Source organism: Synechococcus sp., from assembly GCF_982614295.1.
On record NZ_CEXBMR010000014.1, the window covers coordinates 1 to 18,774 of the forward strand.

General features: G+C 51.8%; 22 protein-coding genes. 11 read left to right on the forward strand and 11 right to left on the reverse strand.

Features of this window, described 5'->3' with window-relative positions; all coding sequences use genetic code 11:
* Positions 1–234: 234 nt before the first annotated feature.
* Positions 235–768, forward strand: coding sequence for a photosystem I assembly protein Ycf4 (locus AC2JC8_RS03755; protein ID WP_461555714.1), 534 nt, complete (start codon positions 235–237; stop codon positions 766–768).
* Complete coding sequence (locus AC2JC8_RS03760; protein WP_484594225.1) at positions 765–1,445, forward strand: peptidylprolyl isomerase; 681 nt, start codon at positions 765–767, stop codon at positions 1,443–1,445. Before AC2JC8_RS03755 ends, AC2JC8_RS03760 begins: the two co-directional genes overlap by 4 nt.
* Here AC2JC8_RS03760 and ilvN read toward each other — a convergent pair.
* The gene (gene ilvN / locus AC2JC8_RS03765; protein ID WP_484594226.1) at positions 1,430–1,960 is read right to left on the reverse strand and encodes an acetolactate synthase small subunit; all 531 of its coding nucleotides are present in this window, start codon (positions 1,958–1,960) and stop codon (positions 1,430–1,432) included. The two genes, AC2JC8_RS03760 and ilvN, sit on opposite strands and share 16 nt — an antisense overlap.
* Positions 1,961–1,985: 25 nt before the next feature.
* Positions 1,986–2,900, reverse strand: coding sequence for an alpha/beta fold hydrolase (locus tag AC2JC8_RS03770; RefSeq protein ID WP_484594240.1), 915 nt, complete (start codon positions 2,898–2,900; stop codon positions 1,986–1,988).
* Between the two features lie 3 nt (positions 2,901–2,903).
* Between AC2JC8_RS03770 and AC2JC8_RS03775 the strand changes: the two genes are divergently transcribed.
* From AC2JC8_RS03775 to AC2JC8_RS03790, 4 genes are read left to right on the forward strand one after another with little or no spacing between them, the layout of a single operon-like run.
* On the forward strand, positions 2,904–4,049 hold the full coding sequence (locus AC2JC8_RS03775; RefSeq protein WP_484594227.1) for a N2,N2-dimethylguanosine tRNA methyltransferase: 1,146 nt from the start codon (positions 2,904–2,906) through the stop codon (positions 4,047–4,049).
* 25 nt (positions 4,050–4,074) lie between these two features.
* On the forward strand, positions 4,075–4,173 hold the full coding sequence (petM, locus tag AC2JC8_RS03780; RefSeq protein ID WP_106499538.1) for a cytochrome b6-f complex subunit PetM: 99 nt from the start codon (positions 4,075–4,077) through the stop codon (positions 4,171–4,173).
* Positions 4,174–4,231: 58 nt separating this feature from the next.
* The gene (locus tag AC2JC8_RS03785; RefSeq protein WP_255131671.1) at positions 4,232–5,194 is read left to right on the forward strand and encodes an NAD(P)H-binding protein; all 963 of its coding nucleotides are present in this window, start codon (positions 4,232–4,234) and stop codon (positions 5,192–5,194) included.
* Positions 5,195–5,209: 15 nt separating this feature from the next.
* A complete protein-coding gene (locus AC2JC8_RS03790; RefSeq protein WP_255131668.1) occupies positions 5,210–5,425 on the forward strand; it encodes a hypothetical protein in 216 nt (71 codons plus the stop codon).
* Here the strand turns inward: AC2JC8_RS03790 and AC2JC8_RS03795 are convergent.
* Positions 5,422–6,048: a pseudouridine synthase gene (locus tag AC2JC8_RS03795; protein WP_484594228.1), complete on the reverse strand. Its 627-nt coding sequence runs from the start codon at positions 6,046–6,048 to the stop codon at positions 5,422–5,424. The two genes, AC2JC8_RS03790 and AC2JC8_RS03795, sit on opposite strands and share 4 nt — an antisense overlap.
* Before the next feature lie 47 nt (positions 6,049–6,095).
* On the opposite strand from AC2JC8_RS03795, the gene infA reads away from it, so the two are divergent.
* Positions 6,096–6,371, forward strand: coding sequence for a translation initiation factor IF-1 (infA, locus tag AC2JC8_RS03800; RefSeq protein WP_106499542.1), 276 nt, complete (start codon positions 6,096–6,098; stop codon positions 6,369–6,371).
* 1 nt (position 6,372) lies between these two features.
* Here the strand turns inward: infA and trxB are convergent, their stop codons facing one another.
* The 3 genes from trxB to AC2JC8_RS03815 form a co-directional block, all read right to left on the reverse strand.
* Entirely contained in the window at positions 6,373–7,755 is a 1,383-nt protein-coding gene (trxB, locus tag AC2JC8_RS03805) for a thioredoxin-disulfide reductase (RefSeq protein WP_484400672.1), read from the reverse strand.
* Between the two features lie 83 nt (positions 7,756–7,838).
* A complete protein-coding gene (locus AC2JC8_RS03810; protein ID WP_484400671.1) occupies positions 7,839–8,159 on the reverse strand; it encodes a hypothetical protein in 321 nt (106 codons plus the stop codon).
* Between the two features lie 236 nt (positions 8,160–8,395).
* Complete coding sequence (locus AC2JC8_RS03815) at positions 8,396–9,811, reverse strand: DEAD/DEAH box helicase (protein ID WP_484420023.1); 1,416 nt, start codon at positions 9,809–9,811, stop codon at positions 8,396–8,398.
* Positions 9,812–9,895: 84 nt separating this feature from the next.
* On the opposite strand from AC2JC8_RS03815, the gene AC2JC8_RS03820 reads away from it, so the two are divergent.
* The 3 genes from AC2JC8_RS03820 to AC2JC8_RS03830 are packed head-to-tail and all read left to right on the forward strand — an operon-like array spanning position 9,896 to position 11,769.
* Complete coding sequence (locus AC2JC8_RS03820) at positions 9,896–10,075, forward strand: hypothetical protein (protein ID WP_484400668.1); 180 nt, start codon at positions 9,896–9,898, stop codon at positions 10,073–10,075.
* Positions 10,075–10,749 carry an SDR family oxidoreductase gene (locus AC2JC8_RS03825; protein WP_484594229.1) on the forward strand — a complete coding sequence of 225 codons (675 nt, stop codon included), beginning with the start codon at positions 10,075–10,077 and terminating at the stop codon, positions 10,747–10,749. The genes AC2JC8_RS03820 and AC2JC8_RS03825 overlap by 1 nt, the downstream gene beginning before the upstream one ends.
* Before the next feature lie 9 nt (positions 10,750–10,758).
* A complete protein-coding gene (locus AC2JC8_RS03830) occupies positions 10,759–11,769 on the forward strand; it encodes a YheT family hydrolase (RefSeq protein WP_484400666.1) in 1,011 nt (336 codons plus the stop codon).
* On the opposite strand, the gene AC2JC8_RS03835 is transcribed toward AC2JC8_RS03830, so the two are convergent.
* From AC2JC8_RS03835 to AC2JC8_RS03845, 3 genes are all read right to left on the reverse strand, one after another.
* Positions 11,716–12,054, reverse strand: a complete 339-nt coding sequence (locus tag AC2JC8_RS03835) for a (2Fe-2S) ferredoxin domain-containing protein (RefSeq protein ID WP_484400665.1) — start codon at positions 12,052–12,054, stop codon at positions 11,716–11,718. The two genes, AC2JC8_RS03830 and AC2JC8_RS03835, sit on opposite strands and share 54 nt — an antisense overlap.
* Positions 12,054–12,635, reverse strand: a complete 582-nt coding sequence (locus tag AC2JC8_RS03840; RefSeq protein WP_484400663.1) for an EF-1 guanine nucleotide exchange domain-containing protein — start codon at positions 12,633–12,635, stop codon at positions 12,054–12,056. The genes AC2JC8_RS03835 and AC2JC8_RS03840 overlap by 1 nt, the downstream gene beginning before the upstream one ends.
* A 76-nt stretch (positions 12,636–12,711) precedes the next feature.
* Entirely contained in the window at positions 12,712–13,917 is a 1,206-nt protein-coding gene (locus AC2JC8_RS03845; protein WP_484400662.1) for a 1-deoxy-D-xylulose-5-phosphate reductoisomerase, read from the reverse strand.
* Between the two features lie 94 nt (positions 13,918–14,011).
* Here AC2JC8_RS03845 and AC2JC8_RS03850 point away from each other — a divergent pair, with 94 nt between their 5' ends.
* Entirely contained in the window at positions 14,012–14,215 is a 204-nt protein-coding gene (locus tag AC2JC8_RS03850; protein WP_399218651.1) for a hypothetical protein, read from the forward strand.
* Here the strand turns inward: AC2JC8_RS03850 and cysS are convergent.
* Positions 14,212–15,681, reverse strand: a complete 1,470-nt coding sequence (gene cysS, locus AC2JC8_RS03855) for a cysteine--tRNA ligase (protein WP_484400661.1) — start codon at positions 15,679–15,681, stop codon at positions 14,212–14,214. The two genes, AC2JC8_RS03850 and cysS, sit on opposite strands and share 4 nt — an antisense overlap.
* Before the next feature lie 15 nt (positions 15,682–15,696).
* Positions 15,697–18,672: a DNA polymerase I gene (gene polA, locus AC2JC8_RS03860; protein WP_484594241.1), complete on the reverse strand. Its 2,976-nt coding sequence runs from the start codon at positions 18,670–18,672 to the stop codon at positions 15,697–15,699.
* Positions 18,673–18,774 lie beyond the last annotated feature (102 nt).

Genomic DNA, 18,774 nt, shown 5'->3' on the forward strand with positions numbered 1-18,774 from the left:
CGTCGAGGATGTCGAACCATCCGCGCTGGCTAACGCGCCCTAGGGCGATCGTCATTGATAGTGGAGTGATACTTGGCGATGGTAACAATGTTTTTGGGGCGTATGCGGCAAATGGAAACGTGCTGAAACTCTTCTACTGTTTAAATGTTTAAGTAGATTTACTCATTAGCGAGATATTTTTGCTGATGTTTCGCTGCGCTTTGGCAGGATGCAACCACAACAGCTGCTTATTCCTTGGCGATACCAATTAACCAATCTGTACTCGGCTCCCGCCGCCCCTCCAACATCCTGATGGCGGTGCTGGTTTCCACAGGGGGCATCGGTTTTTTGCTTACCAGCCTCTCCAGTTATTTAGGCCGTGATTTATTGCCGGTGGGGCATCCAGCAGCGCTCTTTTTTGTGCCCCAGGGTTTGATAATGGGGGGGTATGGCCTGGCTGCAGTGCTTCTAAGCACCTATTTATGGATTGTGATTGGCATTGATGTGGGCTCTGGGTTTAACAATTTTGATAAAGAAGCGAATTTGATCACAATCGAACGTCGTGGATTTCGCCAATTAATAAGTTTTACTATTCCTTGCGCTGATGTGCAATCAGTAAAGGTGGAGGTGCGTGACGGCCTAAACCCCCGGCGCCGCTTAGCGCTCAAATTGCGGGGCCGCCGCGACCTACCCCTTACCCGAGTGGGTGAACCAATCGCCCTGGCTGAACTTGAGCAGGGGGGCGCTGAACTTGCTCGTTATTTAGGTGTTCCATTGGAGGGGGTATGAAGCGGCTTTTTCCTGCCTTATTGAGTTTGCTTGCTCTTTTATGGTTGCCCGCTTGCTCTTCACCGGCAGCGCTCAAAGAAGCGGGTTGCAGCCAGAGCGCTAGTCCGTGCTTGCAAAGCACAGCCCGAATTGCGCTAATAACTGATCGTGGACGGATTGTTGTTGAGCTAGATGGCAAAAACGCACCGCTAACGGCCGGGAATTTTCTTGATTTAGTAAAACGAGGCGCCTACACAAATACAGTTTTTCATCGGGTTGTAAAACAACCCAGCCCCTTTGTTGTGCAAGGTGGCGATCCCCAGTCGGCAAAAGCTGGGGTGTCACCCAGCCTTTTTGGCACTGGTAATTTCCTTGATCCAGCCTCTGCAGCGCCCCGCTTTATTCCGCTTGAAGTGAAGCTCAGCTCTGAAGCATCCCCTCGCTATGGACGCCCTATCAGCGGCGCAAGAGTGACAGATCAATTGGCGCTACCCCATTACCGCGGCGCTTTGGCAATGGCCCGCTCCCAAGATCCAAATTCAGCTAGCGCTCAGTTTTATATAGCCCTCAGCGATTTACCTGAATTGGATGGGCGCTATGCCGTATTTGGCCGTGTAATTGAAGGTATGCCTGTAGTTGATTCGATCGTGCAAGGTGATCGCTTGCGTAAAGCTGAAGTGCTTCAGGTGGGCACATAGCTATCTGAATTACGCAGCCTTAACGATTCAGAATTCACCCCAGAAGCCCTTTGTAATGCCACTTTGCCGGTGCGGGCAATTTCGAGGATGCCAAAAGGCCTGAGCAGTTGTTCAAGGGCTACAAGTTTGCCTGGATCTCCCACAACTTCAAGGGTGAGTGCTTCATCAGCCACATCCACCACCTTGGCCCTAAATACCTGAACCAGATCAAATACAGCACCCCGGCTGCTGCCATCAGCCTTTACTTTCAACAGCATTAATTCTCTTTCCACGGCTGGTATGTGGGAAAGATCAATCACTTCCAGCACATTTACTAATTTGAGGAGCTGCTTTGTCATTTGCTCCAACACGTGGTCATCGCCGGCTACCACCATGGTGAGCCGTGATACACCAGCTTGTTCTGTTGGCCCCACAGCAAGGCTTTCAATGTTGTAGCCCCTACGGGCAAACAACCCTGCAATCCGGCTAAGGGCACCGGATTCATCTTCTACCAACACCGAAAGGGTGTGCTTCATCGCCATTACTTTGGCCGCGTTAAACCTAGGCGCTGATGTTCCCTGCTTTGAGCCAATTCAAAACAAGTTGGTTAAAACGCTCTGGATCTTCATCATGGAAGCAATGCCCGATTCCTTCAATCAGCTCTAGATCACAGCGGTTTTTTGGAATGTAAGCCAGTATTTTTTTACTGATTCGAACTGGCACCAGGCGATCTTGCTTGCCCCATAGCAATAAAAGAGGGCAGCTCAACCTCGGCAACAGTTGCGGCGCTGTAGCTGCTCCAGGTCTTAGGGCCATACCTCGCACCATGCCCGCAAGTGCTCCAGGGGCGCCGCTGCGGCGGGCCGGTTGCTGGATCAATTTGACAAGCTCTCGATCGATTCGGGCTCGATTTGAATAAGCGCTACCGATCCCTAGCCGCAGCAGCGCCGGTTGGCGTAGCAACGCGATCAAGGGGCCGAGTGGAAGCAAGCGGGCTATTGAATTAACTAAAAAGCGCTCCAGCTTGCGTTTCCAGGGGCTGCGCCGCAATGGCAACGGTTGTATCAAGGTGGGATCAGGTAGTGGCGCTGCCACTACAGCAACTACCAACTCCGGCGCAAAAACTGCGGTGGTGAGTGCCACCAGTGCTCCAAGCGAATTGCCCACCAGCACCGCTGGTCCCTGCACAACTTCAATTAAAAATTTCTGTAATTGCAGGCTCCATATTCTGTTGTCAAGTTTTATTGAAGGCTGATCGCTTTGGCCAAATCCAAGTAGATCAATTGCATAAACGCAGAAACCTGCAGCCTCAAAATCCGCAGCGTTATCTCGCCAGTGGCCGCTTGCTGCTCCAAAACCATGGAGCAACACCAGCGCCGGTGCTTGTTTGGACCCAAGCCGACGCCAATGGCAGCGCCAAGGGCCAAACTCTGCTTGGCTCTGTTCTCCCCAATTGCTGCCGGATCGAGGTGGCATCACTTGAAAACAACAATCACATCTGAACAAGCTCACTATTGCGAAGCTTCCGCTCGGGTGTTGCTGGGGGATGGCTTTTTTCGAGTTGATTCCAGGCCCGCTCGCGACTACGGCGTGATCTTGCTGCGTTGGTTGGCTCAGAAACGCCAGGGCATGCCCATAGCTGTGCTGGATGGCCTCGCTGGTTGTGGTATTCGCAGTGTTCGCTATGGGTTAGAGGCTGGAGCCACTGAATTGGTGGTAAACGACGCTGATCCGCAACGCTTGGCCTTGCTTGATCACAACTTGGCGGCACTGTCTCAACGCGATGGGGTGCATTGGCAGGCAAGCAGTGGAACAATTCAAAAATTGCTTGCCAGTTTTGTGTTGCAGGAAAAGCATTTTGATCTAGTGGATCTAGATGCCTTTGGTGCTGCTACCGATTTGTTGCCAGCTGCTTTGGGGGCAGTGCGGCTTGGTGGCATTTTTTACCTTGCCAGCAGTGATGGTCGTTCCTTTACGGGGCACGATCGCCCCGCTGCGCTGCGGCGCCTTGGGGCAGCGGTGCGGGCGCAACCATGCAGTTGGGAATTGGCTTTGCGGCTGCAGATGGGAGCTGTGGCTCGGGCCGCCTGGGCCATGGGCCATGGCGTGCAACCACTGCTTTGTTTCAGCGAAGGCCGCACCTTTCGCAGTGCGGTGCAATTAACTCGCCGGCCTGCAGCAGCAGAAGAAGCCCTGCTGGGTTTGCAGGCCTATTGCCACCGTTGCGGCAATCACTGGGGCACTTCATTGTTGGCATGGAAATCGCTTGGAATTTGCAGCAATTGCGGGGCAGAGCCCGTAACAAGCGGCCCCCTTTGGCGAGGGCCACTGCAAAACACAACAGTTTTAAAAGCTGCCCTTGAACTGGAGCAGAAGGCAGGGCTCAATTCCCTTTCGCCGCCAGCGCTGAAGCAGTTGCAACGCTTAATAAATGATGCGGCAGAACAACCGGAAGCATTTGCCTTGGCCGATCTAGCAAGGCAGCTGGGGGGCGATATGCCCCCTTTAAAAGACCTACTTAAGGCACTAGTTGGCGCCGGTTGGCAAGCTGCAGCGAGCGGGATTCAGGCGATGCAATTTCGCACTGATGCCCCCTGGGCTGAGGTATTGCGCTTAGCCCGATAAGCTAAAACAAACAGAAATTCTTCTAGTGGCATCTGAAATTTTTGGTATCGCAGCAGTTTTTTGGGTATTAATCCCATTGGGTTTAGTGGGTGGCGCCTTATTACTTAAGTTGCAAGGAGATTGAGCTTTCCCCTCGGCAGCCCTCCTTGGTTTATTAAGCTCCCCAGCACTGAGGGGTGCTGATGCAGGTACTTGTAATGGGTGCTACAGGCACCTTGGGCCGTCAAATTGCAAGGCGGGCCCTGGATGCTGGGCATCAGGTGCGTTGCATGGTGCGCTCCCCGCGTAAAGCAGCTTTTTTGCAGGAATGGGGTTGTGAATTAACCCGCGGCAACCTGCTGGAAGAGGATTCCCTCGCCTACGCCCTTGAGGGGCAAGAGGCAGTAATCGACGCAGCCACTGCAAGGCCAACCGATAGTGAAAGCGTTTATCGCATCGATTGGGATGGCAAATTAAATCTGCTTAACCATTGCCGCAGAGCTGGTTTAGAGCGGTTTGTTTTTATCTCCTTGCTGGAGGCGGAAAGCTTCCGCGATGTGCCTTTGATGGACATCAAATACTGCACTGAACAGTTGTTGGCTGAATCGGGCCTCGCTTACACAGTTCTGCGCACTTGCGCCTTTATGCAAGGGGTGATTGGTCAGTTTGCAATTCCAGTGCTGGAAAGCCAAACCGTGTGGGTTAGTGGCAGCTCAACGCCAATTGCTTATATGAACACCCAAGACGTAGCTCGTTTCGCCGTGGCTGCCCTTGCTCAGGAGCAAACCGTTGGCGCCTGCTTCCCGGTGGTGGGCCCTAAAGCCTGGAATACCGGCGAGGTTGTGCAGTTATGCGAACGCTTTAGCCGCAGGGATGCTCGTGTAATTCGAGTTTCGCCTTTATTGATACGCGCAATGCAAGGGGTGGCATCCTTTTTTGAACCTGGGGTGAATATTGCCGAGAGATTGGCATTTGCAGAGGTCACCGGGGGAGGGGTAAGCCTCACTTCAGCAATGGAGCAGAGCTACACCTCCTTCGGCCTTGATCCTGCTGAAACCACAGGCCTGGAGGCCTATCTCCAGGAATATTTCACCAGCATCCTGCGGCGCCTTCGTGAGATGGAAGCCGATCTTGATAAGGATGCAAAAAAGAAACTGCCCTTCTGAGCTCTTTTATTTGTTATGGCAATCGCCCAAATCAAAAACCTGCAACGGCGCTTAGCAAACCTTGAACAGGAAGCGGAAGCTGAACTCGATCGTGTTTGCGGCAATCACCTTTGGGCCAGCGTTGGCCCCGATGTGATCGATGCACTAGAAATATCAGCCGAGCGGGCCCGCGCTAATTACTACTACGGCCAACTAATGACGGTGCGCGAGCTGCAAGGGGTGATGGGCTAGTTAGCAAGCCGCTGTAGCCGTTGCTCCTCCTCAGCCGTTACTGGCCGCCACTCCCCCACGGCAAGGCCTTCGAGGTTTAGAAGATCAGCGCCGTCCATTAAATCGATGCCAACGCGAATTAAGCGCAAGGTGGGTAATCCCACCGCAGCGCTCATGCGTCGCACCTGGCGATTTCGACCCTCCTGCAAGCCCAACTCAATCCAGCTGGTGGGCACAGTTAAACGTTGCCTTATCGGTGGCAGCCGAGCTGGCAATGGTTCATATTCATTCGGTTGCAGCAAACGGGCCCTTGCTGGCCTGCTAAAGCCGTCTTTCAGCTGGATTCCCAGTTGCAACTTTTCAATAGCGGCTTGATCAGCGCTGCCCTCTACTTGCACCCAGTAATAACGCCAATGCCCCCAGCGGGGATCGGTGAGGCGATGTTGCAAAGCACCATTTGCTGTGAGTATCAACAGGCCTTCACTATCGGCATCAAGGCGGCCAGCGGCATATACGCCTGGCTGAGCCACCAGTGAGGCCAGGCTTTCCCAGCTACTGCCGGGTTCGCGCCGAAACTGGCTCAGCACTCCATAGGGCTTATGCAGCAGCAAGGTGGGTGGGGGCTGTAGCTGTTGGTAGTGCACCTGCGCCTTAAACTGCAACTGAATTGTTTTTTTGGCCTGCCCCCTGCATGATCGAAACGAGTGGTGTGATTGAAAAAGAGCAGGGGAACGGTTTCTATCTGGTTACTTTGGAGCAACCTGCTGGCCACCAATGTTTGTGCCGTGCAGCAGGCAAGCTCACAAAATTTCGCATCAAATTACTAGCGGGCGACAAAGTTTTGGTGGAGATTAGCCCTTACGACCTCACCCGGGGGCGGATCACTTACCGAGAACGCAACGCTTCTGCTCCTGGCGGCAGGCCCCCTGGCGGAGGCAACCGCCCTGGTGGCCCACGCCGCCGTTAGATCAAAGAAGCGCCTCAATTGCAGCTTTCACACTGCTGCGTTGTTGTACGCCACGCCATTGCTGTTTAAGTTCTTTTCCCATAAATAATTGAAGCGTTGGAGTGCCGGTTACACCGGCTTGAGTTGCGATGTCGTTGTGTTCATTCAGATTTATTTCCACCCCTTGGGCGGCGCCTTCTAATTCATTCAGGATGCGGCGCAATTGAGGCTTAAACACATGGCAAGGGCCGCAATCTGGAGATGTGTAGATCACCAGCAGCGGTTTTTTGCTGTTGTGATAAAGCTTCCTTAGGGCGTAGCTTCCCCCCTGCCAAAGGGCATCTGGATTGAAATTTTCTTCGGTAACTTCTTCTGTTTTAAGCGGTTGTTCAGCTGCAATGGGATCAACAACTTGGCGGCTCACGGTGGTAGCGAGGTTGTGTTCACTGAGCCAGCGTTCTGCTGCCAGGGCCGCTTGGCAGCCGCTAGCGGCTGCGGTAATCGCTTGGCGCCATTCGGAATCGGCCACATCCCCTGCGGCAAATACGCCTTCTTTAGCGGTGGCTGGGGAACCTGCTTGGGTGATCAGATAACCCTTGTTATCAAGGGGTAGTTGCCCTTCCAGGAGGCGAGTGTTTGGGGTGTGGCCGATGGCATAAAAAATGCCGCGCACCGCAAGGGTTTCTGCCGGTTCGCCTTCACTTGTAAGCAAGCTGAGCTGTTCAAGCCAATCAGTGCCGGCAAGGCTGCCCAATTGGCGATTCCAGTGCACGGTGATCTGAGGATTTGCTAGAACCCGATCAGCCATGGCTTTACTTGCCCGCAGGTTTTCGCGGCGCACGATCAGATGCACATGGCTGCCGTATTTAGTGAGATACACCGCCTCTTCACAGGCGGAATCTCCGCCCCCAACCACCGCTAGTTGTTCATTGCGGAATTGCGGTGTGGCCCCATCGCAAATTGCGCAGGCACTGATGCCGTGGCTCCAAAACTTAGCTTCATCTGGAATGCCAAGTCGATTAGCACTTGCCCCTGTGGCGATGATCAAGCTATGGCTAGAAATCGTTTCACCTTCTACCTGAACTGAGTAGGGGCGCTTTGAAAGATTAATAGCTGTTGCATCTGCTTCGATTAAACGGGTGCCCCAACGCACCGCTTGGGCACGCATGCGATCCATTAACTCAGGGCCCATGATTCCATCTGGAAAACCGGGAAAGTTTTCCACATGGGTGGTGGTCATTAATTGCCCGCCAGGTATGCCCCCTTCTTGATAGCCAGTGATCAGGATCGGGTTGAGGTTTGCCCGAGCTGCATATAAAGCCGCGGTGTAACCAGCGGGGCCGGAGCCCACCACTACTACATTTTCTAGGAAATTGTTTGAACTTTGTACTTCTAAATCGGCCATAAATAAAGCGCTCTATGCGGAATCCATTCGCTTAAAGCCTAACCAGATAAAATCCTGGATACTGGGCTTGATCAGCCTTGCTGTTAGAGCCGCTGGCTTGGATCTGGGCTGGGATCCACCTGCAAAGAACGGGGCAGCTCCACCCCTTGCAGTTGATTAGCAGGCAAGCGATGCCATGGATCATCTAGGTATGCAGCACCACGCAAACGCCAAACGGCTCGTGGCACAGTTTTAGGAGTAACAGTTTCGCGAATCACAGCTTGGGGAATTGCAGGAAGCTGGAAAGGCTCCACCGTGATCATGGTTTGCGCCTTTACCGGCGCAGTAGGCAGAAAACCAACAGCACCAGCTAGCAGAAATGCAACTGGCTGTGCAACCAAGCTGGTGAAAAAAATTGTTTGCATTGCCAGAAGGTATCGATCCTGTTCTGCTTGGCAAGGCTTAGAAGAAATTAAAGCCTGTTGCGAAATAAAGCTGAGGGTAGAGCAAAAAAAAACTCCACTGCCCGGCAGCGGAGTTAGGGGTGACGTGCTCGCGGTGGGCTCCGGGCTCCTTTTTATCCGCTGCTTTATTAAGCAACAGCGATTTCCCTTAATTGTGACTGCGCTCGGCCAGCTCCTAACCAAATGTGACTGGCACCTCAAGCAGCAAGAAATCCCGGCAGCTGGGGCTCCTTGATTTCAATCACAGCCCCAGCTGCATCGCTTACCGCCCGCTGCTCAGGCCGCCAGTTGCCGCTGTTAAGCGCTGCTTCAGGGCTGATTTCCTCAGCCCCCTCAGGTGCCAATAAATAGGGGGAGCTGAGGCTCCAATTACGGGCGTATGCCATCAGTAATGGATCAGCAGGGGCATGTATGTAGGAGGCATGCCGTGGCATTGGTTCAATTGCACTGCGGCTGCCATCGAGGCGCACTGCCCTTGTGATCGCCTGCAAAAACCGACTGCGGGTTGTAACTGTTGTGAGATAGGCAACCACCCTTAGCCGTGGGGCATCAAAACCCTCGGCGCACATGTCAACGCTTACCAGCCATTCCCCTTCTCCCCCTTGAAAGCGACTCAGGGCCTCTGCTGCGCCTGGATCTTGTGAATGCACAAGCACCACCTTGTCGCCTTCCTCCTCCAGCAGGCAACTAATGCCCCGGGCATGGCTGATATCGCGGGCAACCACCAAACCAGCCGCCCCCGGCTGTTGCTCTTGCAAAGCTTCACGCCGTTTTCGTGCTTGCAGCAACACCTGCAGAGCAATACTGCTGCGATCACCCAAGCGCACTGCCCGCCGCAGGTTTCTTGCTCGCCAGCTCTCGCGTTGTTCAGCCGATAAGGCAGAGCGTTCCTTGTTTTCGTATTCGATCCAGCCATCCTGGAAATGAAACCGTAGCGGCCTCACATCACCTGAATTAATTAATTCCTGAGGCGTTATTACTAAATCGGGGGTAATTATTCGTTGGCTTATCCCGTTGATTTTTACGAGTTGTTGATGGGAGGAACAAAACTGCAATTGGTCGGCGCGAAATGGCGTGCCGGTGAGCCCTAGTCGTAATTTGGCACCACTGCTGAGTTGTTCAAAGCTGTGGCCCCAACCCCCTTCCTCCGGTTGTAGTGGATCCAAGCCAAGGTGATGCACCTCATCTGCCACCAGCAGCCAATGTTGCAAAGGTGCTTGGCTTTGCAATAGGAGCCGCCATTGCTGAGGATCGCGATTAGCGGCTTGATAGCTGCAAATCAAACCATCAGACCCCAACACACCCTCCCCTAAATCGAGGCCAAGCCTTCTTGCTGCAATTTTCCACTGGTTGGCAATTGAACTGCGATGGCAGCAAATGCAGATTGCTTGCAACTGCTGGCCTTGGCGTAGTTGCAAAAAGGAATGAAGGCTGCCGAGGGTTTTGCCGGCGCCCGGCCCGGCATGGATCAACACATCAGTGCAAACGCCCGGAGCTGCTAATTGCAGCCTTCTACGCAGTAATTCCAAAAGCCGTTGCTGCCAGCGACGGGGGCGAATTCCCAGCGCTGGCCTGCTTTGTAGCCGGCTGATGGCAAAAGAAGGAGAAGCCATAACAATATTTTGAGTGTATGTACGCAGGGTTAGTGGCGCTGGCGGACCTAGCTTCCATGCATAGAGATTGCCGCTTAAAAGTTGATGCCTAATCCTGCGCCCAATTCCCCTTCAGTGCTTAAGGAACTGGTAAAAAAACTGGAATGTTGTCTTAATCAAGAGTGCGATATCGACCCATTAATTTTGAGATTACGTAATTTGCGTAGCCGCGGTGCGTGGGCTGAAGTGAATTGTTTAGAACAGGAATTGTTGCCTCTTTTTTAATGCGTATCGCAGTTACTGGTGCCTCCGGGAAAACGGGCTGGCGTGTGGTGGATGAAGCCCTTTTGCGGGGCAACCAAGTTGTGCCAATCCTGCGACCAGATTCCCAGGTGCCGCAAGCTTTTGCTGATGGGAAAGTGGAAATAAAGCGTTTGGATTTGGCTAATCAAGCTGCACTTGTGGCCGCTTTAAGTGGTTGTGATGCCTTGGTGATCGCCACAGGCGCAAGGCCTTCGCTTGATCTTGCAGGGCCTTTAAAAGTGGATGCGTTGGGCATAAGAGCTCAAATATCCGCCTGTAAAAAGGCTGGGGTAGAGCGTGTGGTGTTGGTTAGTTCCCTCTGCAGCGGCCGTTTATTTCACCCCCTTAACTTGTTTGGCCTCATCTTGCTTTGGAAGCGCCTCGGGGAACGCTGGCTTGCAGCTAGTGGTTTGAAATACACGATCGTGCGCCCTGGCGGCCTCAAAGAAGCAGAAGAGCAGCTGGAATTGCAGGGAATTCGTTTTACAGATGCTGATCAGCAAGAAAGCAGCAGTATTCCGCGCCGTTTGGTGGCAAAGGTATGCCTTGATGCCATCGAATTACCTGCTGCAGTGGGTCGAATACTTGAAATCACCAGCGCTGAAGATGTGGTTCCTCAAGCTTTAGCCGATTGGTTAGCTGTTAATCCGGCATAGCTAAAGGCGATGGCGTTATCCGCTTTTAAATCCCGGTTTCCCTGGTGGGGTGGGGATTTACAAACCCTGCGAGATACCTTGCGGCTGCCAAAATTGCCTCCGGATCAAGGCGTGCCAGTGCCAGTGCGGCTTCCTTGCGGCGGCGCCCTGCTGGCTTTTCACGACCCCCACCCCAAGCCGCTGGCCTTGGTGCTTTTGCTCCATGGCCTGGGCGGCAGCAGCGATCGAGAGGGGTTGCGGCGCATGGGCCTTGCCCTACAGGCCAGTGGTTTTGCGGTGCTGCGTCTCAATTTGCGGGGGGCAGGAAAGGGCAGAGCGCTGGCTCCAGGTAGCTATGCAGCACTTTGCAATCAAGATCTAGCGCCGGTGCTGGCCGTGGGTCGTGGCTTGGCGGCAGGTAAGCCCCTGGTGGGGGTTGGTATCTCCCTTGGCGGCACGATTCTGCTCAATGCCTGCTTGGATCCCGGCCTCAATATTGATGGCAAAAGCTGCCTTGATGCGCTGGTTTGCACTAGTAGCCCGTTGGATCTCGGCCTGTGTTCAGCATCAATCGAGCGGCCCCGCAACCGCATCTATCAGCATTGGTTGGTGAAGCGTTTAGTGAAGCAAACCCTGGAAGATGCAGTTGGCATAAATGAACATGAACGCCATGCCTTGCGGAAAGTAAGAACTATTCGAGATTTTGATGAAGCAATCACTGCTCCCCGCTGGGGCTACAGCAATGCTGCTGCCTATTACAAAGCAGCGAGCCCAATTCATAAATTATCTGAACTTAAGGTGCCTAGTTTGCTTTTGCAGGCCCTTGATGATCCCTGGGTAACAGCAAGCACTGCCCAACGCTTACGCGATGAGCAAACCTGCCCATCACTAAAAGTGGTGCTCACGCCAAACGGGGGGCACAACGGATTTCACGCCAAAGGTGATCATCCCTTGGCCTGCTGGGGCGATCGTTTCACGGCTCAGTGGTTAAAAGCTGTTTTGCTTGATCAACCATTCAGTGATCGGCTCCCCATTGATTAGGTGTTGAGCCACGATTCGCTCGATCCGCTTGGGGGTGAGCTCGCCGTAGTAGTGGCCGCTAGGCCACACAAGTAGCACCGGTCCGTTGCTGCACAAGCGCAAGCAATCGGCCTTTGTACGTAACACCACTCCTTCCTCACGCTCAGGCTGCTCCAGCCCCGCGGCCTTGAGGCTCTTTTTTAATTGCTCCCAGCATTGCGCCCCTAAAGGCCCCTGGTGGCAAAGGGGCTTAGTGGGGGAAGCACATAACAACAGGTGATATTGAACCTTCTGCTGAGGCAGCATTAACGGTTTGCTTCGCTGTGATTAACCAGGAGGTGATGTACATCCTCTAAACCTTCACTGGCTTGGATCCGGGCCTGTTCAAGGTCGCCTCCGGCTTCAGGTAGAAGGGCTTCACCCACTCGATTTATTAATTCATCGTGGCGTTCCTGCAGGAAGGCTAAAAGTTCTTCTTCGATCACTTGGCGCACAGCTTTAGAGCGCATCTTGTTTTGATCGGCCTCAGCAAAGGTGCCACCCACCAATTCTTTTACGAAAAGACGCTGGATTTCGTTGCTGCGCAGAAAGCTTTCCACTGCATTAATAGTGCCGTCTGCCACCGTGCGTTCTACTTCCATCATCTCTTTGCCAAGCTTGAATTCCCAGTCGAGATGGCGCTTTTGCCAGCCTTGCTGCTGCAGCATTGGCACAACGGTTTGGGAAAAGGTATCGATTGAAATTTCGTAGATGCGTTCCGCGAGCCTTTCGCACCATTCTTCTCCGTGGGCCCTCAGGCTTTCCTGCAGTTCAGAACGTTCAATTTCATGGCCGCCGTGGTGGCTATGGCAAACATCGCCGGGGCATTCAACGGCTGAGAGGGGCATGGCAAGCAATAGGCAACCTCTGTACTTGTTAGCCAAGTTTTGGCCGTTGTGGAAGTACTGTGCGGAATCTTTTCGGCTATGGGGCGGCTTCTGCTGTTATCAGCCGCGCCCAGCTATCTACCGCTAAAACGTCTGCCAGGCTGGGATCTGCCCGTAGTTCCTGCTGGTGTTTTGTGCAGGTGTGTTCGATTAATTTGGGGATATCTAAAAACTGAATACGTTCTTCTAAAAACATTGCAACGGCTTGTTCATTTGCGGCATTTAGCACTGCGGGCATGGTGCCGCCAGCTCTACCGGCCGCATAGGCAAGATCCATGCATGGATACATCGCTGGGTTTGGTTTGCGAAAAGTGAGCTCAGCTACTTCGGTGAGATCAAGGCGGCGCCAGGGGGTTTCCAGCCGCTGGGGCCAGCTGAGGCAATAGAGCAGCGGCAATTTCATGTCGGGCCAACCCAATTGAGCTAGCACCGATGAATCGGCTAGTTCCACCATTGAATGGATGATGCTCTGGGGATGAATAACAATTTCAATTTCGTTGTAATCAAGGCCAAATAAATAGTGGGCTTCTATTACTTCAAGCCCTTTATTCATCAAAGAAGCTGAATCAACGGTAATTTTGCGGCCCATGCTCCAGTTGGGATGGCTGGTGGCATCTGCCACTGTTGCTTTGGATAAATCAGCGGGATCCCAATCACGGAATGCCCCACCGCTGGCGGTGAGCTGAATGCGCCTCAGGCCCGGGGGGGCAATACCCGTTGAAAGGCGGGCTGAATCAGCCCATGGTGTGCCTTGAAGGCATTGAAAAATAGCTGAATGTTCAGAATCAGCTGGCAGTAAACGGGAGCCGCTTTTTTCAAGTTCTGGCAGCACCACTGGGCCAGCTGCAATCAAAGTTTCTTTATTCGCTAGGGCTAAATCTTTACCGGCGCGGATTGCTGCAAGGGTGGGCAAAAGGCCGGCGCAACCCACGATGCCGGTAACAACAAGATCAGCAGAAGCCCAAGCAGCAGCTGCGCAAATACCATCACTGCCCGCCAGTAATACCGGCGGTTTAAGTGCAGCACCACAACTAGTTAGCCGTTCCTGCAGCTCCGCGATGCTGTTGGGATCAGCTAAGGCCACCACCTCAGGGCGATGGCGCTGAATCTGTTTAACAAGCAGATCTAAATTTTTGCCAGCTGTGAGGGCCACCACCTTGAAAAGCTCTGGGAAATCATCAACGATCTCCAGGGTTTGGGTGCCGATCGATCCGGTGGAGCCAAGTATTGAGAGGGCTTTCACTGGTTTCGTTTAGGCGGTGTAATGGCTCAAGTGTGCCATTGGCGTGGGTAGCTTCCACGCCTGGCCAAGATGCAAGAAGCTATCCAAATCCGCCATGAAAATGCCCTGGCTGCAACGTTGGAATTTCATTGAACGAGCCAAGCTTGAACGGCAACTTTGGGATGCGTTTGATCGCGGTGAATCAATTGAGCAATTAGTAGAGCAATGCCAAGACGAATTCACAAAAGAAGTGTGGACTGCAACTGCAGCCAGCATTCGTAAAATTGAATTGTTAATGCGCGATCAACAAAAACCCTAACTACGCAGCCATTCAGTACTACCACCGGGTTTATCGATCAATTCAATTCCTTGCATTTTTAGAGCAGCTCTGATGTTGTCTGCTTCAGCAAAGTTGCGGTTTGCTTTTGCCGCCTTGCGAGCCTCAATTTGAGCCTCAATTTCAGTCTCAAATTCTGAATCACTCTGCCTATTAATTGCGTTAGAGCTGTTGAACTCAGCTTCTTCTGCCTTTAAACCAAGCACCCCTGCCAGTTCTTGCAGCAGTTGCCATTGGCAGCCCAAGGCCCGTTCCTCAATGCTTGGAACATCGCCCCGCTCTAAGCGATTCGCAAGCGCTCGCAGTGGTTTTGCCAGTTCAAATAACACTGCAAGGGCTGCGGAACTATTAAGGTCGTCGTCCATTGCGGCACTAAAGCGGCCTTGGCTTGCGGCAAGCCAGGGGGCTGAAATTGGATCAATAGCAGCCCAGCTCAACATTTCCTTATGGCGAGCTCCTAGTTGCAAGGCATTATTTAAGCCTTTCCAACCAGTGGCAGCCGCTGCCAAAGCTTCTGCGCTGAAATCCAATGGTTTGCGGTAATGGGCTTGCAGCACAAAAAATCTCAGGGTCATCGGCGAAATACCGCTATCTAATAAGGCACGGATCGTGGTGAAGTTGCCTAGTGATTTAGACATTTTTGTGCCTTCAACATTCACCATGCCGTTGTGTAGCCAGTAGCGGGCTAGTGGTTTCCCACTGGCAGTTTCAGATTGGGCGATTTCATTTTCATGATGCGGAAAGATCAGATCTGCGCCGCCAAGATGAATATCAATGCTGTCGCCAAATTCTTGGCGCACCATGGCTGAACATTCGATATGCCAACCGGGGCGACCGTGGCCCCAGGGGGATTCCCAGCTCGGTTCCCCTGGTTTTGCCGCTTTCCAAAGGGCAAAATCAAAGGGATGTTGCTTGCGGGCATCTTCGCTGCTAGTGGTGCGCCCACTGGCCCCCTGCTGCTGTTCATCAGGGTTACGGCCACTAAGCAGGCCATAACCGTTTGCTTTTGCTACGGCGAAATAAACATCGCCATCAGCGCTGTAGGCCGCCCCCTTTGCTTCCAGTTCTGTTATCAAGGCGCGAATGCCATCAAGGCAACGGGTGGCCCTTGGCATCCGATCGGCGGGCAGAATATTTAAGCGAGCCATATCGAGCTCAAAGGCGTTGATATTGCGCTCACTAACTTCCTGCATCGAGCTACCTTCTGCAGTTGCGCGATTGAGAATTTTATCGTCTATATCGGTGTAATTTTGCACAAAGGTAACTTTGTAACCACTCCAAATCAGATAACGGCGCAGTACATCCCAAGCGATGTAACTGCGGGCATGGCCCAGATGGCATAGGTCGTATACGGTTACACCACAGCAATAAATACTTACCTGGCCGGCAATTAAGGGTTGAAATTCTTCAATCTTACGGCTGAGGGTGTTGTTGAACTTGAGTGTCATATTCAGTGGGTTATTTCACTTGGTTTCCATCCAGTTTGGACCAACGCCAATCTCTACTTTTAAAGGCACTGAAAGTAGAACAGCCGCTTCCATCGTTTCACGGGTGAGAGTAAGCACCTGATCCAGAGCTACTGGCGTGGCTTCCAGCACCAACTCATCGTGAACTTGCAGTAGCAACCTTGCTTGCAGTTGAGATGCCATTAGTTTTTGTTGTAATTGCACCATCGCAATTTTAATAATATCGGCGCTCGAGCCTTGAATTGGTGCATTGGCAGCTGCTCGTAGTTGCTGAGCTTCCATGCCTCCTCTGCGGGCTACTTCAAGGTTGATCTCAAGGGGATCTTTGCCTTTGAGGCGTCCGAGCCCATTGGGATCAAAATTAAATAAACGACGCCTTCCCATAATTGTTTCTACATAGCCGCGGCTTAATGCCAACCTTTCTTGTAATTCAAGGAAAGCGAATACTTTTTGATATCTCTGCTTATATTTAACAAGAAATTCCTTAGCATCGCTTTGGCTTACTCCGGCCTCCCTTGCGAAACGTTGGGCGCCCATGCCGTAGATCACCCCAAAATTAATTGTTTTTCCTAGCCTGCGTTCATCACTACTTATGCTTTCAGTTGGAGCCTTATCTAGCAATAACCTTGCTGTAAGTGCATGCACATCGTAGCCGTTGTTGTAGGCATCTACCAATACTTCTTCTTTACTTAAGTGAGCTAGAATTCGCAATTCGATTTGGGAATAATCAGCACTTAATAACTTCCAGCCCTCTTGGGGTAAAAATGCTTTACGAATCTGCCGGCTGTAGGCAGTGCGGATTGGAATGTTTTGGAGATTTGGATTACTGCTTGATAGCCTGCCGGTGGCAGTAACGGCTTGGTTGAAATCGGTATGAACGCGGCTGGTTTCCGCTTCCACCAGCAGCGGTAAAGCATCTACATAAGTGCTTTTTAATTTACTTAATGTGCGGTGCTCTAGCACTAATGGCACCAGTGGATGATCAGCTTCTAATTTTTCAAGCACCGCTGCATCAGTGCTCCAACCGGTTTTTGTTTTGCGCGATTTTTTGCGATCCAGCCCAAGGGTTTCAAATAGCAATTCCCCTAGTTGTTTTGGGCTAGCCAGATTGAAATCAACACCTGCTTCTGTGCGGGCTGCTAGCTCAAGTAATTGCAATTGTTTTGCCATTTCAGCTCCCAACTCCTGCAGGTAAGGAATATCAATACGAATGCCAGTTGCTTCCATCAGCGCAAGCACTGGTTCTAATGGCAGTTCTAAATCATCAAGAAGCTGATTTAATGCTTCGCCGCTGGCGCTCAATTTCTCTCGTAGCAACTTAGCTAATCGCCAGGTGAGATGCACATCCATACCGCAATATTGAGCGGCAGCTTCTATGGATACAGTGCTGAAGTTTTGCCCTTTTGGTACTAAATCAGTGAAGCTAGTGGGAGTGAAACTGAAATTGCGTTTTGCTAATTCGTCCAGGCCATGTTTGGCATTTGGATCTAGCAAATAATCAGCCAACATCGTATCTATTGCCACCCCTCCAAGGGGCAATCCGTGGCGCAGCAGAATCAAGCGGTCGTATTTTGAATTTTGCAACGCCTTGGGATGGGAGCTGCTAATAATCCAAGGATTTAGGGCGGTTAGCACCAGATCGAGGGGCAGCTGGGCTGGGCTGCCGAGCCGGTTTTGGTGACCGATTGGGATATAAGCCAAATCAGTGATCCCCTCACCCCATGCCACCCCAATACCCACCAGTTCGGCTTGGAAAGGGTTGAGGCTTGTGGTTTCTGTATCTAAAGCAATGGGTGCTTTGAAATCAGTGCAAGTTAGTAACTTTGCTACTAAGTAATCAAGAGCTGCAGCTGTTGAAATTATCTGAGGTTCTAATGTGTGTTGGTTATTTAAATTTTCTTCTACAGATTTATTTTCTTCATCATTAGCATTTAGTATGCCGTTGGAATTGCCTTGAGAATTATCTTCGAGATGATTACTTAGGGAGTTTATGTTGCTTGTTTGTTCTGGTTTTTCTAGAGAAAATAGCTGGGCAAAATTTACTACCTGTTTAACGAGGCTGTGTAGTTCTAATTCCTCTAGGTTGCTGCTAAGTTCATCTGATTTTACAGTTCCAAGCTGCAGCCGTGGTTCGGTTGGTAGGGGCACATCTATGAGTATCTCGGCCAGCATTCTTGAGCGGTAAGCATTTTCTCGATCGGCCCTTAATTTTTCAATCAATGCCCCTTTGAGGCTGCCGTTGCAATCTTTTGGGCCTTTTAATTGCTCGAGGGCGGCATAAATACCATCCACATCTTGAAATTCTTTTAGCAAATTGATTGCAGTTTTTGGGCCAACACCTTTAACTCCTGGGATGTTGTCTGAACTATCGCCTGTGAGGGCCTTTAGATCCACCACTTCTTCTGGGGTAACCCCCAGTTTGGCGATAACCCCTTCGCGGCGGATTTCCGTGGGGCCACTGTTTTTTGCATAGGGGCCACCCCCCATGTAGAGCACAGAAATATCGCGCTGGTCGTCTACCAGTTGAAATAGATCGCGATCGCCTGAGAGGATTCGCACCCGCCAGCCTTCTGTTGCAGCACGGTTTGCCAAGGTGCCGAGCACATCGTCTGCTTCATAGCCCGGTGCCATCACGAGGGGGATATCAAGGCTTTCTTTAAGAATTTGTTGCAGGTTTGCAAGGTCACTAAAGAAATGTTCTGGTGCCACATCTCGATGGGCCTTATAAGTTTCATCGGCCTTATGGCGAAAGGTTGGTTCAGCGGTATCAAATGCCACTACCAAACCATCTGGTTTTAATGGTTTGCAGTTATCAAGCAATGCTTTTAAAAAGCCATAGGTAACGCTTGTGGGCACCCCAGCCTTTGTGCTCAACCCGCCTTCGCCACCTTTTGAGAAGGCGTAAAAGCTTCGAAAAGCCAGTGAATGGCCATCAATTAACAGCAGTAAGGGTTTGCTCAATGTGAATCCCAGTTTTTAACTTGAACCAGCACTACTAATCGGGCCATTTCTAGAGCATTCATGAATTGTGTTTATAGAGGATCACGGCTTCAGCAAAAATTGCACGCCAGCTGG